The sequence below is a fragment of the Rubrobacter calidifluminis genome, from assembly GCF_028617075.1.
Lineage (GTDB): Bacteria > Actinomycetota > Rubrobacteria > Rubrobacterales > Rubrobacteraceae > Rubrobacter_E > Rubrobacter_E calidifluminis.
On sequence record NZ_JAQKGV010000004.1, the window covers coordinates 148,514 to 164,891 of the forward strand.

The window sequence follows — 16,378 nt, forward strand, 5'->3', positions numbered from 1 at the left end:
GATGGGTAGGCTGAGGCCGGAGGAGATCTCCTCGATACTCAAGGGAGCCATAACCGATTACGAGAACAGGGTACGCACCGAGGAGGTGGGCCAGGTTCTGGAGGTCGGCGACGGCATCGCCCGGGTGCACGGCCTCACCAACGCGATGTACCAGGAGATGCTCGAGTTCGAGGACGTCCGAGGCGAAAAGGTGCTCGGGCTCGCGCTCAACCTGGAGGAGGACAACGTCGGCGCGATCATCGCCGGGGACGACCGGTACATCCAGGAAGGATCCGTCGTACGACGGACCGGACGGCTGGTGAGCATACCCGTGGGGAGTGGGATGCTCGGCCGGGTCATAAACGCGCTCGGACAGCCGCTCGACGACAGGGGGGAGATCCAGGCCGAAGAGAACCGGCCCGTGGAGATAATCGCCCCCGGGGTCATAGAACGCCAGCCGGTCAACGAGCCGCTTCAGACCGGGATCAAGGCGATAGACTCCATGATTCCGATAGGACGGGGGCAGCGGGAGCTGATCATCGGCGACCGCAAGACGGGGAAGACCTCGATCGCGATCGACACGATCATCAACCAGCGCGATCAGGACGTCAAGTGCATCTACGTGGCCATCGGGCAGAAGGACTCCTCGGTTGCGGGGGTGGTGAGCGTGCTCGAGGACGCCGGGGCCATGGAGTACACCACGGTCATAAACGCCTCGGCCTCGCAGGCCGCCACGCTGCAGTACCTGGCGCCCTACGCCGGATGCGCCATCGGCGAGTACTTCATGCACCAGGGGCAGGACGCGCTCGTCATCTACGACGACCTCTCCAAGCACGCCGTGGCCTACCGGCAGATGATGCTCCTCCTGAGGCGGCCACCGGGCCGCGAGGCGTACCCCGGGGACATCTTCTATCTGCACTCGCGGCTCCTGGAGCGGGCGGCACGACTCTCCGACGAGCACGGGGGCGGGTCGCTCACGGCGCTGCCGATCATCGAGACCAAAGCCGGGGACATCTCGGCGTACATCCCGACGAACGTCATCTCGATAACCGACGGGCAGATCTTCCTCGAGACCGACCTGTTCAACGCGAACCAGCGCCCGGCGATAGACGTCGGGAACTCGGTGAGCCGGGTCGGAGGGTCGGCGCAGATAAAGGCGATGAAGAAGGTCGCCGGCACCCTGAGGCTCGACCTCTCCCAGTACCGCGAGCTCGAGAGCTTCGCGCAGTTCGGCAGCGATCTGGACAAGGCCACCCAGGACACCCTGGCCCGCGGACAGCGTACGCTCGGAATCCTCAAGCAGGGGGAGCGTCAGCCGCTGCCGGTCGAGGAGCAGGTCGCGGTCATCTTCGCGGTGACCAACGGTTTCCTCGACGAGGTGGAGGTCGAGCACGTCCCGGACTGGGAGGAGAACTTCAGGAGCTACCTCCGGGACAGCAAGGCGGACCTCCTCAGGACCATCCGCGAGGAGAAGGACCTCTCCGACGAGAGCATCGCGGCCCTCAAGGAGGCCATCGCCCAGTTCAACGACACCTACGAGCCTCCCGAGAGCGGGATAGCGGGCGTCTCGGCCGGCTCCAGGGAGGGATAGGGCTTTGGCCTCCGTCAGGGACATCCGGAGGCAGATCGCCTCCATAAAGAACATCTCCAAGATGACCGACGCCCTGCAGACGGTCTCCGGGGTGAAGTTCCGCAAGGCGGAGGCCGCGGTGAAGAGGTCACGCCCCTACGCCGAGAACTTCGAGGAGATGATGCGGGCCGTCGCGGCGAGCTCGGGGAGCAAGAACCCGCTGCTCGTCGGGCGGGAGGAGGTGAGGGCGGTCGCGATCGCGACGCTCACCTCCGACCGCGGGCTGTGCGGGGCCTTCAACGCGCAGGTGATCCGGCGCACGATGGACTTCCGGCGCAGGCAGGACGTGCCGGTCCGGCAGGTGGTGAGCGGGCGCAAGGGCATCGCCTTCTTCCGCTTCCGCAGGATAGAACTGGCGGAAACTTTCAGCGGCTTCACCGACTCACCGGCCTTCGAGAACGCGCAGGAGATCGGCCAGAGCCTCACTCGCCTGTTCGAGGGCGAGGAGGCCGATGAGGTGTATCTCGTCTACAATCGCTTCCAGAGCGCGCTCGTGCAGCGGCCGGTGCTCATACGGCTTTTGCCCGCCGCTCCCGAGCAGGAAGAAGGGGACGAACGGGGTGTGTCCAGTCCCTTCGAGTTCGTCCCGGATGCGGACGTGATACTTGGCAAGCTCATCCCGCGCTACGTGGAGACGCAGGTCTTCCAGGCGCTCCTAGAGAGTGCGGCCGGAGAACACGGGGCGCGGATGACCGCGATGAAGAACGCCACGGACAACGCCAACGAGCTGGTGGATACCCTGACGCTGCAGATGAACAAGGCGCGTCAGGCGCAGATCACGCGCGAGATAAGCGAAATCGCCGCCGGTGCGGAGGCGCTGACGTCCGGATGAGTAGCGAGAAGGGGTGATCTCATGACCGAGGACGGCAAGAATACCCTCGAGAGGGAGAAGCGTGAGCAGAGCCGCAACGGCGCCGACGGGCACGTGGAAGGCGGCGTCGGTCGGGTCGTAGAGGTGAAGGGGCCGGTGGTGGACGTGAGGTTCCCGCCGGATGAGATCCCCGAGATATACAACGCCCTCACGCTGGAGATGGACACCGGAGAGGGTGAGAAGACCACGTTGACGCTGGAGGTACAGCAGCTCCTCGGCGACGACGTGGCGCGTACGGTGGCGATGGGCCCCACCGACGGCCTGAAGCGCGGCGTGGAGGTCAGGGACACGGGTCGTCCGGTCGCGGTACCGGTGGGCAAGGCCGTCCTGGGCCGGGTGCTCAACGTGCTCGGTGAGCCGGTAGACGAAGGAGGACCCATCGATGGTGCCGAGGATCGCTGGCCGATACACCGGCCCGCTCCGCGCTTCGAGGATCTCTCCACCCAGGCCGAGCAGTTCGTCACCGGCATCAAGGTCGTCGACCTCCTGTGCCCGGTGAGGCGCGGCGGGAAGGTCGGGCTCTTCGGCGGGGCCGGGGTCGGGAAGACGGTTCTGATCCAGGAGCTCATCCACAACATCGCCTACCAGTACGAGGGGACGAGCGTCTTCGCCGGTGTCGGGGAGCGCACCCGTGAGGGCAACGACCTCTACCTGGAGATGCAGGAGGCCGGTGTTCTCGGGAACACCGCGCTCGTCTTCGGCCAGATGAACGAGCCGCCCGGCGCGCGCTTCAGGGTCGGGCTCACCGGCGTCACGCTCTCGGAGTACTTCCGGGACGAACTCGGGCAGGACGTCCTCTTCTTCCTGGACAACATCTTCCGTTTCGCGCAGGCGGGCAACGAGGTCTCCACGCTCATGGGCCGTATGCCCTCCGAGGTCGGCTACCAGCCCACCCTCGGAACGGAGATGGGGGCCCTGCAGGAGAGGATCACCTCGACCAAGAAGGGTGCGATAACCAGCTTCCAGGCGGTCTACGTCCCGGCCGACGACTACACCGACCCCGCCCCCTTCACGGTCTTCGCCCACCTCGACTCCACGGTCGAGCTCACCAGGAGTCTCACCGAGCAGGGGATCTACCCGGCAGTCGACCCGCTGACCTCGACCTCGACCATCCTCGACCCGGCGGTGGTAGGCGAGGAGCACTACCAGGTGGCGCAGCAGGTGAAGAGCATCCTGCAGCGTTACAAGGAGCTGCAGGACATCATCGCGATCCTGGGTATCGACGAGCTCTCCGAGGAAGACAAGGTGATCGTGGGGCGGGCCCGGAGGCTGCAGCGGTTCCTCTCGCAGCCGATGTTCGTCGCCGAGCAGTTCACCGGCCAGGAGGGCAAGTTCGTGGAGCTCGAGGAGAACGTGCAGAGCTTCAAGGAGGTCGTCGAGGGCAAGCACGACGACCTCCCCGAGCAGGCCTTCTACATGGTCGGCGGGATCGACGAGGCGATCGAGAAGGCCAGGAAGATAAGCGGCGAGGAGCGGGAGAAAGAGGGCGAGGCGGCCTAGGTGACGCAGGAGCAGCGCAGCGAGGAGAGCCGGCAGCTCTACTGCCGGGTCATAACCCCCGAGAGGATCGTCTTCGACGAGTCGGCCGACCTCGTCATAACCCGCATCGCCGACGGCGACATCGGTGTCATGGCCAACCATGCCCCGACGATCTCGACGGTCGAGATCGGGGAGGTGCGCATAAGGCAGGGAGAGGAGGTCAAGGTCTTCGCCGTCTCCGACGGGTTCTTCAAGATGTCTGAGAACCTGGTGCAGATACTGGTCGAGGAGGCGGTGCGGCCCGAGGACATAGACGTAGAGGCCGCGGAGCACAGGATCGAGGAGGCCAGCAGATCTCTGGAGAGCCTGGACCGCGAACGGCCGGGCTGGGAGAGGATCGAGCGGGAGATGGAGCGCCGCCGGAAGGTGGGGGAGAACCTGGTGCTGGTGGCGCGCCGACACGGACAGCAACAGTAGCCGCAGGGTACCGGCTACCGCGCTTCTAGGAAGGGGAGGATCGATCTTGGAGAGGTTCGTGGTCGAGGGTGGTGGCGGGCTTTACGGTGAGGTCGAGGTCTCCGGTGCCAAGAACCTGGCGCTGAAGCTGATGGCGGCCTCGCTGCTCGCCGCCGGTCGAACGGTACTGCACAACGTTCCGCACATAAGGGACGTGGAGACGATGCGCGCCGTGCTCGACGAGCTCGGCGCACCTTCCGAGTTCTACGGTAGCACGCTGGAGATATACGGGGGGAGCATAACCTCCTACACCGCCCCGTACGAACTGGTACGCCAGATGAGGGCGAGCCTGGTCGTGCTGGGGCCGCTGGTGAGCCGCTTCGGGCAGGCTGAGGTCTCCGCCCCGGGCGGGTGCAACCTGGGGCTGAGGAAGTTCAACTTCCACCTCGACGGGCTCAAGACGCTCGGTGCTGAGGTTGAGCTGGATCACGGCTTCATCAAGGCCTCGGCTCCCCACGGGCTGCGGGGGGCGGAGGTCTTCTTCGACTACCCGAGCGTCACGGCGACCGAGAACATCATGATGGCGGCGGTTCTGGCCTCCGGGACGACGATAGTGGAGAACGGGGCGCGCGAGCCGGAGGTCGTGGAGCTGGCACGCTTCCTGAACGCGATGGGGGCGCGTATCAGGGGGGCCGGAACCGGCCGTATAGTCATAGAGGGCGTTGAGGAGCTCCATCCGGTCGAGTTCACCGTGATGCCCGACAGGATAGAGTCGGGGACCTTCATCATGGCCGCGGCCGCCGCCGGCGGCGACGTGAACGTGAAAAACGCCGTTCCGGAACACCTCAAGATGGAGCTCGAGAAGCTGCGCGAGATGGGTGCGGAGCTCGATTTCGAGCCGGGGAAGCCCGGCGTGCGGGTGCGGGTCGGGGACCCGGCCGAACTCTCGAGCGTGGACATCTCGACGCTGCCCTTCCCCGGGTTCGCGACCGATCATCAGGCGCAGATGATGGTGCTCCTCACCCAGGTGAGCGGGGTCGGCATCATAACGGAGAATATCTTCGAGAACCGCTTCCAGGTGGCGGAGGAGCTCAACCGCATGGGGGCAGCGATAGACCTCTTCGGGGGGCACCGGGCCCTGGTGCGGGGTCCCAGGCAACTTTCGGGGACGGTGGTGCAGGCTCCGGAGCTGCGCGGCGGGGCCGCGCTGGTGATGGCGGGGCTCGTGGCGAGCGGGACGACCGTGGTCGAGGGGGCGCACCACATCCTCCGCGGCTACGAGAGGTTCGAGGAGAAACTCTCCTGTTTGGGAGCCAGCGTTTCGTTCGAGACCGTCGATACGCCGGCGATACGCTAGGATGCGGGCGACACCCGGGACACGGACAACATAGGACAATATAGAATACAGTCTGGTTCCTGTCGGTTTATGGCCGGATGATCCCGGCCCTGTACCGGAGAGGTGCGCTCCTGACGGTTGAGCTGAGAAGTACCGAGGTCTTCGCGCTGACGAAGACGCTCGTGCGGTACCGCTCCTACTCACCCGCGGGAGCCCAGTCGGTCATGGAGTTCATCGGGGGCTGGTTCGAGGCGCGGGGGTTCGAACCGATGCGGTACCCGGGGGCCGGGCCGGACGGCGGGTTGACTTCTCTGGCCGTGCGGATAGGCTCTGGGAGCCCCCACATCCTGCTGCACGGGCATGCGGACGTGGTCCCGGCCGAGGAGAGGCAGTTCGAGCCCTACGAGAAGGGTGGCGAGCTGCACGGACGGGGCACCTACGACATGAAGGGTGCTCTGGCCGCGATGATGTACGCCCTCGAGGACCTGAACGATCTGGGGTGCCCCGCGACTGTCGACCTCCTGGTGGTGCCCGACGAAGAAAAGGACTACGGCGGACCGAGCGGGGCGGAGATCCTGATCGAGAACGGACACGTAGGGGACTTCATCATCACCGGAGAGCCGACGGACTTCCGGATCGGGACGCAGGCCAAAGGGGTTCTGGACCTCAGGATAACTCTCTTCGGCAAGAGCGCGCACGGCTCCAGGCCCTGGCTCGGCAAGAACGCGGTGCTGCTCGCCGCCGAACACTACCGCAGGGTGACCGGGCTGCCTTTCACCAGAGAGCGCAGCGAGCTCTTCCCCTACCCGAGTATAAATCTCGCCAGGATCATAGGCGGAGACGTGATAAACCGCGTCCCCGACCGATGCACCTACGACCTCGATATCCGCTACCTCCCCGAGCAGGACACGCAGGAGATCGTACGCCAGATCCGCTCGATAGATCTCCCCGCCCGGGTCGAGGTACTCTTCTCGCGCGAGCCCACCTACGTGTCTCGCCGCAACCCCTTCGTGCGCGCCCTGCGCGAGGTCGTCACCCGCCACTACCGGGCCAACCCGGTCAGCGTCGGACGACACGGCGCTTCGGATATCGTGTACTTCCAGCGCGCCGGTGTCCCCGGCGTCGAGTTCGGCCCGATTGGAGGCGGTCACCACGGTCCAAACGAGTACGTCGTCTCCAGCTCTCTGGAGACCTACCGCCAGATGCTCGTCCAGTTCGTTCAGATCGTCGGCAAGAACGGGCACGCAGTCCGCTAGGAGTCGTTATTTCCCGACCTGAAGGACGGAATCGCACTCTTCGCGGACGCTCCGGCGATGGGTGGTGACGACGACGCATGCTCCCTCATCGGCCAGGTCCTTCAGGATCTGCATGACCATCCGCTCGTTCTTCTCATCCAGGGCCCCCGTCGGCTCGTCGGCGAGTATGAGCGTAGCCCGCTTTACGATCAGGCGAGCGAGAGCGACGCGTTGCTGTTCTCCTCCGCTGAGCTGGTAGATAGGTTCTTCCTCCCTCCCCGAGAGCCCGACTCTCTCCAGGGCCTCGGCGTACTGGCGGCGTTTTCTCCGCGCAGAGCCGGAGGCTATGGCGGCGTCGAGGTTCTCCTTTACCGTCGCGTTTTCGATAAGGGCGTAGTTCTGGAAGAGATACCCGAGCGTGTCGCGCCGGAAGAGCCTCTGCGCCCTTCTGCCGAAGCGGGTGATGTCCGTGCCTTCGACGAGGATCTCACCTCCGTCGGCCTTCTCCAGAAGCCCGATGCAGTTGAGCAGTGTGCTCTTGCCGGCCCCGCTCGGCCCGGTGAGGGCGAGCATCTGGCCCCTTGCGACCTCGAAGCTCACGCCCGACCAGAGCTCTCTGCTCCCAAAAGACTTCGAGAGGTTCCTTACAGTAAGCATCACGCTCCTTACTCTTCGATGGCCTGCCTGCGGCTCATCACACCCTGCGAGAGAGCGAGCACCAGGAGGGTCGTCAAGAAGCCCGCCACGACCACGGCGAGCATCACCGCAGGCTGCCATTGTGCGAGTGGGACGGCCTCAGTCGGAGGAGGGGGGATGCCCTCGGCTCTGTATTGGGCTGCGAGCTCCCGCTCGGTCAGCAGGCGGCTTACGGTCGTCTTGAGGACCCAGCCTATGAGGGCCAGTGCGAGGGTGGCTTCGAGGATCAGCAGCGAGAGGTGGGCTTTTGCGAAGGGCCAGCCGTTGATGTACTTCACGAAGAGGGACTGGGTGTTTTTGCGGCGGTAGATCAGCGCCGCGCTCGCCGCGCTGATCAGCAGGACGGCGAGGGCCGCGGTGGTGTTAAAGAGGGCGAGGCGGAACTCGCGCAGGGTGGTCCAGTACTCGGTGGCGGCCCGCCGGGCTACGGGCTCAGCCTCGATCAGAAACTCGCCTACGCCGGTGGACATAGCACGCTTTATGTACTGCGGGTCTTTGAAGATCACGCCGCCCTGCGTCGCGTAACCGGGATACCCGCCGTCCAGGATGTCTGAGTCTTTCGGGATAATCACTATCACCGGGTCCGAGAGCATAGCATCGGCGAGCTCGTCGTTGGCACCGAAAGGCAGACGCGAGCCGTAGGTAAAAACACGCTGGCCGGGCTTCGTCGAGAGCGTTTCGATCTCCCGGTCGTTCAGCTCCGCGCCGTAGAGATCGGCCTCGGACTTCAGCCAGCTGGCGACAGAAGATGCGAGGCGGTCTTTCTCGGCTCTGGGGAGCGATCCCGGCACGAGGATCTGAGCCTTCGTCCCGGCCTCCCGCGGGCCAGCCAGCCGCCTTCCCGAGGCGTCCAGCACGGTCTGCCCGGCGAGGTACTCGTCGTTGACGATAAGGATGTCTCGCTCCAGGGTGGGTTCACCGGGAGGTGTCATGGATTCCACGTCGGGGCGGATGGCGATTATCACCTCGCCCCGGCTCTCTGCGCCGTGAATCCACGCGCCGATCTTCCGGTCGTACCTCTTCTCAGCCTCGCGGTCGGCCGGATCACCGGTCAGGACTGGAACGGAGGCGTCGCCGATCCTCGCGAAGGCCTCTCTGCTGGCCTGCTGCACTACGACCTCCCTCGCTGAGGTGAGCGCTGAGATCGCGACGGCGAGGGTCAGCAGGGCGGCGACGATACGGACGCTGTAGGTCGCGAGCATGGCCAGCGTCCCGGAGGTTTCGCCTTTGATCGTGTCGGTGATCCTCGTTCTGTAGGTGATGGCGAGCGCGAGGGCATGCGCGACGAGCGTCGGGAGTGCAAGCGCGGCGAGGAACACCGCGAAGAACAGCCCGAAGTATGCCGGCCTACTCAGACCGTTGTAGACGAAGAGGGCCGCCGCTGCGAGCGCGGCTGCTCGAACCCAGAACGCCGCTATCAGTGCCATGTCCCGCCCCAGGATCTGAGCGAAGGATCTCCCCTGCAACCGCAGCACCCCGTAGGTCTTGGCGTTCAAGACGACGCTGGCCCCGACCGTCATCACCACCGCGACGATCATGATGAGGAGTGACTCCAGCTCGCCCTTTTGCCCGAAATATGCGTTGGGGTCGAGGAGCGAGGGCTGGGAGAAGAGCGTAACCCTGTAGCCGAGCCGTTCGAAAGTTGCAAGCAGCTCTCGCGCGGAATCTTGAGGACCGAACACCAGGTAGGTGCCGCGCGGATCCAACCCCCGCAACTCACGCATCGGGTGCACCTCTGTGGTGAGACTTCGGCTGAACTCAGGATAGCCTCTCTTCAGCCACGAGCCGGAAGGATCATCGGGGTCTCCGATCGCCAGATAGAGCCGCCGGCGACTTCCGGGACCCTGTAGAAGATCTCGGTCCTCGTATGCCACGTTGACGTCGAGCTCGTCGGCGAGGGACTCGACCTCTTCTATTGCGCGGGTGCTGCTCGCCGCGCCGCCACCGAAGTCCTCGACCAGGATACCGTAGGAGGCACCGATGGTGACTCCCTCGTCCAGCGCCCGCAGGCTCAGAAAGGCCAGCAAAGCGGCGAAGAGAAGCACCGCGGCGTGGGCGAACTTTACACCGCGCGGCAGCATGCATCACCTGCGTCGCTGAGAAAAGAAAGGGCGCGGGGGTCTTCGCACCGTCCCCGCGCGGGAAGATTGTCTAACACCTGTTGTTCCAGTAGGCGCTCTCCACTCTCCAGGTGTTCTCCCATGAGGCCCTCGCCCAGTATCCTGCGGGCCTCTTTGAGCGCGAGACCAGCACATTACCGCTCTTGATCGAGGCCGTGTGGCATCTGGATCCATGATAGTAGTACGACCATACGCTGCTGTCGTTATAGCCGTGGTTCCAGGTGCCGCCTCCGACATAGTCTATGCGGGCGAAGGCTATCCCGGCCACGATGACCGTCAGGATCGTCGTGGCAGCCACCGTAAGCAACGTACGCTTCAACCCCGCTCGGCCGCCGAGTCTGGCGGTGAGAATCCGTTGCATCTGCCTGTCCCTCCTTTCTCGCCTGACAGAGATAAGCATGCTGCCACGGAGCCGGGGGCGCATCGTAGAGAAGCTACTGTTTTTTCGAGTAGGTTCTCTACTCTACAAGATGTTGCAAGCTCACGTGCGCCACGCCCTGTAGAGGTCGCTGCGGCTGGAGTAGCCGAGCTTGCGCAGGATGTTTGAGATGTGGTTCTGCGCGGATTGCGGCCGTATGTGCAGTTGCTCGGCGATCTCCCTGCATGTGAGGCGGCGGAGGATGAGGGGGAGCACCTCCTGCTCCCGTCTGGAGAGGCCGAGGACCTTTATCGACTCCCTCAGTAGCTTTGTCTCTTCGTCGGGGGGCAGTCCGAGCCGCCAGGCACTCTCTCCAGAGAGTATCTGCTCGATAGACTCCTCAAGCTCCTCTTCGCCAAGGCTCTTGTGCAGATACCCATCTGCGCCGGCCAGAAGCGCAGCCGCGACATCAAGAGCTCCATTGCGCGCGGTGTAGACGATGACGCACGGAGCGTGGTGTAAGCTCTTTAAAGCCGTACACGCGCCCCATGTCCAGACCTCTCCTTCCAAGTGTGGGAAGATCGGATCTATGAAGACAACATCCGGCCTGAGCCTAGAGGTCGCCTCCATGGCCTTATCCGGCAGTACGACCTCACCGGTGATCTCGACGAAGCCTCTCCTCTTTAGAAACTCCGCCATTCCCCGGCGCACCATCGGACATCCGTCTGCAACGATGAAGGTGTTGGACGCCCCCTCTGTCATCTCCCCCGCTGCGACGCATCACAGAAAAAAGAACCCTATCAAGAATTGTGAGGCAACTCAAACAGGAAAGAAGCCGGGGCTTACCGCCAGATGCTCGTCCAGTTCGTTCAGATCCTCGGAAAGCAACCAAAGTATCCATAAACTAAGCTTTTGCTACGATTAGTATCCACTTGAAAGTTGATTGTTTCACAGGTATATTCAGGACAGTTCTGAGGGCAGAAAGGGGTTGTGTGGCGTTAGCGCTGGTACAGCAGCAGATGTCCTACGGGGCGCTGTATCTGTACGTGGGGCTGTTCATGCTGCTGGTGGCGGGTTTCGTGGCGGTGGTTCTGATGGCGGCGCGGCTCATCTCGCCCAGCCGACGCTCGAAGGCGAAGAGCAACGTCTACGAGACGGGTGAGTTGAGCGTGACGGACCCGTGGAGGCCGTTTCCGGTGCGCTACTACGTCTTCGCGCTGCTCTTTCTGATCTTCGACGTCGAGACGGCGTTTCTGTATCCGTGGGCGGTGATCTACCGGACGCTGGGCCTCTACGGGTTCGTGGAGATGGTCGTGTTCGTGGTTATCCTTGCCGCCGGGCTGGTGTACGCCTGGAAGAAGGGGGCCCTCAAGTGGGTGTGATGCAGCAGTTCGAGGAACCCAACATCCTGACTACTACGACCGACAGGCTCTTCAACTGGGCGCGCAAGAACTCGCTGTGGCCGCTCCAGTTCGGGCTCGCCTGTTGTGCGATAGAGATGATGTCCACGGGGATGGCGCACAACGACCTCGACCGCTTCGGGGCCGGGTTCTTCGTGGCGTCTCCGCGGCAGGCTGACGTGATGATCGTCTCGGGCACCGTCTCGACCAAGATGGCCGAGCGGATGACGAGGCTCTACGAGCAGATGGCCGAGCCCAAGTGGGTGATAGCGATGGGTGCCTGCGCGATAAGCGGCGGGCCTTTTCTGGAGGGCTATTCGGTCCTGATGGGGGCGGACCGGGTGATCCCGGTGGACGTGTACGTTCCGGGGTGCCCGCCGCGGCCCGAGGCGCTCATCTTCGGGATCATGACGCTGCAGAAGAAGATAGAGCGCGAGCGTCAGGTGGGCTACGAGAGGAAACCGCGTCCGGCGCTGGTGGACGAAGAGGGCAACGTCATGGAGTACCTCCCCGAGCGCGAGTACAGGAACATCAGCGAAGGCAAGGCGGCGCGGCTTCCCGGGATAAGGCCGCTCAAGCGCACCTACGTCTTCGAGCGCAAGGGGATGCCGCCGAAGAGCATGACGGACGTCGGCTGGATCCCTCCTGAGGTGAAGAAGAAGCTCCGGGCGCAGGAGAAGGCGCGCAAAGCGGCGGAACAGCAGAAGGATGCGCCGGCTGGTGACGGGGAGGAGTCCTGAAGATGACCGTACGTCTGCCGGAGGGCGATCTGCGGGAGAGGCTCGAGCGCTATCTGGAAGGTTTTCGGGAGCACGTAGAGCTCGATGAGGCTGGACTCGAGGGGAACCTGGTCAGGGTCGTGGTCGAGCCCGGCGCGGTTCCGCGGGTGCTCACGGTGGCGCGGGAGGCATTGGGGATAATGCACCTGTCGTTCATCACGGTCGTGGACCGTCGGGGGCACTTCGATCTCACCTACGAGCTCCTCGATTTGCGCGGAGGACGCGTTCAGGTCAGGACCACGCTCGAAGACGAAGAGCCGGTCATGGAGAGCGTCACCGGCATCTATCCCACCGCCAACTGGCACGAGCGGGAGGCCTACGACATGTTCGGGATAGCCTTCAGAGGGCACCCGGACCTGAGGAGGGTCTACACCTGGCAGGATCATTTCGATCACCACCCGCTGCTGAAGAGCTTCGAGATAAGCACCAAGCGCACGTTCGAAGGGTTGAGATGATGCTTAGGGAAGAGGAGAGACGCCACACCGAGACCGTAACCCTGAGCGGGAGGATGAGCGACAGGCTCGTCCGGCCGGACATCAGGGACGAGTTCGGGCTCGAGACGATGGACATGAACATGGGGCCTCAGCATCCCTCGATGCACGGGCTCTTGCGGCTCATACTCGAGCTCGACGGGGAGACCATAGTGCGGTGTGACCCGGTGATGGGCTATCTGCACCGCTGCCAGGAGAAGATAGCCGAGAACAGGCTCTACCCGGCGGTCATCCCGCTCACCGACCGGCTGGATTATCTGGCCAACATCCACAACGAGCACGGTTACTGCATGGCGGTGGAGGATCTCATGGACGTCGAGGTCCCCCCGCGGGCCGAGGCGATAAGGGTCCTCATGAGCGAGCTGATGCGGCTCGCGAGCCACATCCCTTCGATAGGCTTTTTGCTTCTGGAGCTCGGGGCATTCACCCCGATCCTCTACGGCTTCCGCGAGCGGGAGCGCATACAGGATATCTTCGAGGCGATAACCGGGGCCCGGATGATGTTCCACTACATCCGCATCGGGGGTGTGAAGGCAGATCTCCCCGAGGGGATGGAAGAGAGGATCTGGAACTACATCGAGAGCCTCGAGGCGAGCTTCAAGCGCGACTTCATAGACCTGATAGAGGGGAACGAGATCTTCGTCGCCCGCACGAGGGGGGTGGGCAAGATCACGCCGCAGAAGGCGCTCGAGATCGGGCTCACCGGTCCGCCCCTGCGGTGCACCGGAGTCGATTTCGACGTACGGCGCGACTATCCCTACAGCTGGTATCCGAACGTCGAGTTCGACGTCGTGACGGACGAGGCCGGGGACGTCGAGGCCTCATACCGGGTGCGGGTCAGGGAGTGCTACCAGAGCATGAGGATCATCAAGCAGGTTCTCGAGAAGATGCCCGAGGGGGAGGTCATGGCCGACCTCGGGCGGAGGCTCAGGCCGCCGGAGGGCGAGGGCTTCGGGCGGGTGGAAAGTCCGCGTGGGGAGTTCGCCGTGCACGTCGTCTCCGACGGCACCGACGTGCCCTACCGGGTGCACTACCGCGACCCGAGCTTCGTCAACATGCAGATGCTGCAGGAGATCGTGCCGGGTCACTATCTGCCGGACATCATGCCGATAATGGGGCTCATCGACCCGGTCTCCGGGGGATGGGACAAGTAGGATGGGCGCCTTCGTGAACGCGCTCGATCAGGAGCCCTGGCGGTTCATCATCTCGTTCCTCGTGATCATCGTGCTCACGCTCAACACCGCCGCGATCCTCACGCTCGCCGAGCGCAAGGTGGCGGGTTACATACAGCTCCGCTACGGGCCCAACCGCACGGGGTTCCGGGGAATCCTGCAGCCGGCGGCGGACGTCATAAAGCTGTTCGTCAAGGAGAACGTCGCGCCCGGGAGGGCGGATCGCTGGGTGTTCCTCGCCGCACCGATAGCCATGTTCATCCCGGCCGCGGTGATCTGGATGGTGGTCCCCTTCGCGCCGAAGGCGGTGGTCACGAACCTGAACATAGGGCTTCTGTTCGTGGTCTCGACCACCTCCATCGGGGCCCTCGGGGTCATAATGGCCGGTTACGGGAGCCACTCCAACTTCTCGCTGCTCGGAGCCCTGCGGGGCGCGGCGCAGATGATCTCCTACGAGGTGCCGCTCATCCTCAGCCTGCTCGGGACGATAATCCTCACCGGCAGCCTCTCGCTCTCCGACGTGGTAGACAAACAGGCCGGAGGATTCTGGCACTGGTACATCTGGTCGCAGCTGCCGATGTTCGCGGTCTTCTACATCGCTTCGATCGCGGAGGTCAAGCGGGTACCCTTCGACCTGCCGGAAGGGGAGAGCGAGATCGTGGGCGGCTACCAGATAGAGTACTCTGGGATGACGTGGGCCATGATCCAGGCCTCCGAGTTCGCCTCGATGGGGCTGATGTCCGCGATCACGGTGACGCTCTTCCTCGGTGGGTGGCAGCCGCCGTTCGAGTTCCTGGACTTGGGGAACTTCGACTGGATCTGGTTCAGTCTCAAGGCGGCGCTGGTCATGTTCACGCTGCAGTGGGTCCGCTGGAGCGTGCCCCGCTTCCGGATGGACCAGCTGATGGATCTCGGCTGGAAGGTTCTGGTACCGCTCTCGCTGGTGTGGCTTCTGGTCACCGCCGCGGGGACGCTGATAGTCGGTTAGAGGAGGTCGTTGGCGATGCCACAGATCGGACAGGGAACACTGAAGGGGATGGGGATAACCCTCAAGCACCTCCTCTCGAAGAAGATCACCCGTCAGTATCCCGAGTACAAGCGCCAGATGCCCGAGCGCTCGCGCGGGATGCTCACGGTGGACATGGACCGGTGCATCGCCTGCCTGCAGTGCATGAGGATCTGCCCGGACCACTGCATCTCGATCGACCAGACCAAGCGTGACTTCGACGGTTCGGGTAAACCCAAGCCGTTCGCCGTGGGGTTCATGATCGACGACTCGCGGTGCATGTACTGCTCGCTGTGCGTCGAGGTGTGTCCGGTCAACTGCATCTACCACACCGAGGAGTTCGAGGTGCAGGCCTACAGCCGGCTCGAGCTCGCCCGGCAGTTCGGAGAGCGGCCGGTCGACCCGACGGTGGATCCCAAGCCGCAGGTTAAGAAGAAGCGGCCGGTTCGGGGAGGATCTAAGGGGAAGGCCGCGGCGAAGAAGAAGGCCGCCGGCAAGGAGGAAGAGGCGGCTTGATAGCGGTATTCGTGGTTCTGGCCTGCATGACGCTGCTCTCGGCTTTCGGGGTCGTCATCAGCCGCAGCGTCGTCCACTCGGCGCTGTTCATGGCCGGGGCCTTTCTGGGCGTGGCCGGGTTCTACGTGATGCTTCACTCGCCGGCGCTCGCCGCGTTGCAGGTGCTCATCTACGTCGGGGCGGTCACGGTGGTCATCCTCTTCGGGATCATGTTCACCCAGAAGCCGCAGGCCAGGCGCTTCCGGGTGATCCTCAACCGGCAGGTGTGGGGAGGTTTCGTGGTGGCGGCTGGGATCGCGGCCATCCTCATCTACGTCTTCCTGGAGCAGGACTGGGGTGGGACCTCGCCGGGCCACGGGCCCCGGCTGGTCGCCCAGCTCGGCAGGATACTGGTCGGCACCGGCGGGGCGCCGCAGATCTTCGGGCTTCTGTTCGAGGGGTCTTCGGTGCTGCTCCTCGTGGCCACCGTCGCCGCGATAGTGATAAGCCGCCGCAGGCCCGAGCAGCCGACGGAGAGAGGGGGTGAGTGAGGGCGTGATACCGCTTCAGGCCTACCTGATAGTCGCTGCGCTCATGTTCGCCCTCGGGGCGTGGGGGGTGACCATCCGGCGCAACGCGGTCGTCGTGTTCATGTGCGTCGAGCTGATGATAAACGCGGTCAACCTCACGCTGGTGGCCTTCTCTGACTACCTGCCGAAGGCGCACGGTGCCGGCAGCGGCTATGCTGTCGTCGTGATCGCCATAGCCGCCGCCGAGGTTGCCGTCGGGCTCGCCATAGTGATCGCGGTCTTCAGGACGCGCAGGACGGTCAACATAGACGAGATCGACTCGATGAAGGGCTAGGGAGGAAGCGG

18 protein-coding genes are annotated in these 16,378 nt (G+C 64.1%); 14 read left to right on the top strand and 4 right to left on the bottom strand.

The genetic code is table 11. The annotated features are described in order from the left end of the window. The first annotated feature begins 1 nt into the window (after position 1). From atpA to PJB24_RS04900, 6 genes are all read left to right on the top strand, one after another. Positions 2-1,570 (top strand): F0F1 ATP synthase subunit alpha, encoded by a 1,569-nt coding sequence (atpA, locus tag PJB24_RS04875; protein ID WP_273843302.1) that lies wholly within the window; start codon positions 2-4, stop codon positions 1,568-1,570. Positions 1,571-1,574: 4 nt separating this feature from the next. Then, positions 1,575-2,441: an ATP synthase F1 subunit gamma gene (atpG, locus tag PJB24_RS04880; RefSeq protein ID WP_273843305.1), complete on the top strand. Its 867-nt coding sequence runs from the start codon at positions 1,575-1,577 to the stop codon at positions 2,439-2,441. Between the two features lie 21 nt (positions 2,442-2,462). Further along, complete coding sequence (gene atpD / locus PJB24_RS04885; RefSeq protein ID WP_273843307.1) at positions 2,463-3,980, top strand: F0F1 ATP synthase subunit beta; 1,518 nt, start codon at positions 2,463-2,465, stop codon at positions 3,978-3,980. Then, a complete protein-coding gene (gene atpC, locus PJB24_RS04890) occupies positions 3,981-4,436 on the top strand; it encodes an ATP synthase F1 subunit epsilon (protein ID WP_273843309.1) in 456 nt (151 codons plus the stop codon). A gap of 46 nt (positions 4,437-4,482) precedes the next feature. After that, a complete protein-coding gene (murA, locus tag PJB24_RS04895; protein WP_273843310.1) occupies positions 4,483-5,772 on the top strand; it encodes a UDP-N-acetylglucosamine 1-carboxyvinyltransferase in 1,290 nt (429 codons plus the stop codon). 77 nt (positions 5,773-5,849) lie between these two features. After that, on the top strand, positions 5,850-7,007 hold the full coding sequence (locus PJB24_RS04900; protein ID WP_273843312.1) for a M20 family metallopeptidase: 1,158 nt from the start codon (positions 5,850-5,852) through the stop codon (positions 7,005-7,007). Positions 7,008-7,013: 6 nt separating this feature from the next. On the opposite strand, the gene ccmA is transcribed toward PJB24_RS04900, so the two are convergent. The 4 genes from ccmA to PJB24_RS04920 all read right to left on the bottom strand — a co-directional run bounded on the left by ccmA (position 7,014) and on the right by PJB24_RS04920 (position 10,922). Next, a complete protein-coding gene (ccmA, locus tag PJB24_RS04905) occupies positions 7,014-7,643 on the bottom strand; it encodes a heme ABC exporter ATP-binding protein CcmA (RefSeq protein WP_273843315.1) in 630 nt (209 codons plus the stop codon). Between the two features lie 8 nt (positions 7,644-7,651). Beyond that, positions 7,652-9,763, bottom strand: a complete 2,112-nt coding sequence (locus tag PJB24_RS04910) for a hypothetical protein (protein WP_273843317.1) — start codon at positions 9,761-9,763, stop codon at positions 7,652-7,654. Positions 9,764-9,833: 70 nt separating this feature from the next. Next, on the bottom strand, positions 9,834-10,163 hold the full coding sequence (locus PJB24_RS04915) for a lactococcin 972 family bacteriocin (RefSeq protein WP_273843320.1): 330 nt from the start codon (positions 10,161-10,163) through the stop codon (positions 9,834-9,836). A gap of 120 nt (positions 10,164-10,283) precedes the next feature. Next, on the bottom strand, positions 10,284-10,922 hold the full coding sequence (locus PJB24_RS04920; RefSeq protein ID WP_273843322.1) for a response regulator transcription factor: 639 nt from the start codon (positions 10,920-10,922) through the stop codon (positions 10,284-10,286). 230 nt (positions 10,923-11,152) lie between these two features. Here PJB24_RS04920 and PJB24_RS04925 point away from each other — a divergent pair, with 230 nt between their 5' ends. From PJB24_RS04925 to nuoK, 8 genes are read left to right on the top strand one after another with little or no spacing between them, the layout of a single operon-like run. Continuing rightward, positions 11,153-11,542, top strand: a complete 390-nt coding sequence (locus tag PJB24_RS04925) for an NADH-quinone oxidoreductase subunit A (RefSeq protein ID WP_273843324.1) — start codon at positions 11,153-11,155, stop codon at positions 11,540-11,542. Then, positions 11,542-12,300, top strand: coding sequence for an NADH-quinone oxidoreductase subunit B (locus tag PJB24_RS15835; RefSeq protein ID WP_337959005.1), 759 nt, complete (start codon positions 11,542-11,544; stop codon positions 12,298-12,300). The genes PJB24_RS04925 and PJB24_RS15835 overlap by 1 nt, the downstream gene beginning before the upstream one ends. 2 nt (positions 12,301-12,302) lie before the next feature. Then, complete coding sequence (locus PJB24_RS04935) at positions 12,303-12,794, top strand: NADH-quinone oxidoreductase subunit C (RefSeq protein WP_273843326.1); 492 nt, start codon at positions 12,303-12,305, stop codon at positions 12,792-12,794. Then, positions 12,791-13,984, top strand: coding sequence for an NADH-quinone oxidoreductase subunit D (locus PJB24_RS04940; protein WP_273843327.1), 1,194 nt, complete (start codon positions 12,791-12,793; stop codon positions 13,982-13,984). Before PJB24_RS04935 ends, PJB24_RS04940 begins: the two co-directional genes overlap by 4 nt. A gap of 1 nt (position 13,985) precedes the next feature. Further along, complete coding sequence (gene nuoH, locus PJB24_RS04945) at positions 13,986-14,990, top strand: NADH-quinone oxidoreductase subunit NuoH (RefSeq protein WP_273843329.1); 1,005 nt, start codon at positions 13,986-13,988, stop codon at positions 14,988-14,990. A 15-nt stretch (positions 14,991-15,005) separates the two neighbouring features. Further along, complete coding sequence (locus PJB24_RS04950; protein WP_273843330.1) at positions 15,006-15,524, top strand: NuoI/complex I 23 kDa subunit family protein; 519 nt, start codon at positions 15,006-15,008, stop codon at positions 15,522-15,524. Beyond that, positions 15,521-16,054 (top strand): NADH-quinone oxidoreductase subunit J family protein, encoded by a 534-nt coding sequence (locus PJB24_RS04955; protein WP_273843332.1) that lies wholly within the window; start codon positions 15,521-15,523, stop codon positions 16,052-16,054. Before PJB24_RS04950 ends, PJB24_RS04955 begins: the two co-directional genes overlap by 4 nt. Beyond that, positions 16,047-16,367, top strand: a complete 321-nt coding sequence (nuoK, locus tag PJB24_RS04960) for an NADH-quinone oxidoreductase subunit NuoK (RefSeq protein WP_273843333.1) — start codon at positions 16,047-16,049, stop codon at positions 16,365-16,367. The genes PJB24_RS04955 and nuoK overlap by 8 nt, the downstream gene beginning before the upstream one ends. Positions 16,368-16,378: the final 11 nt, after the last annotated feature.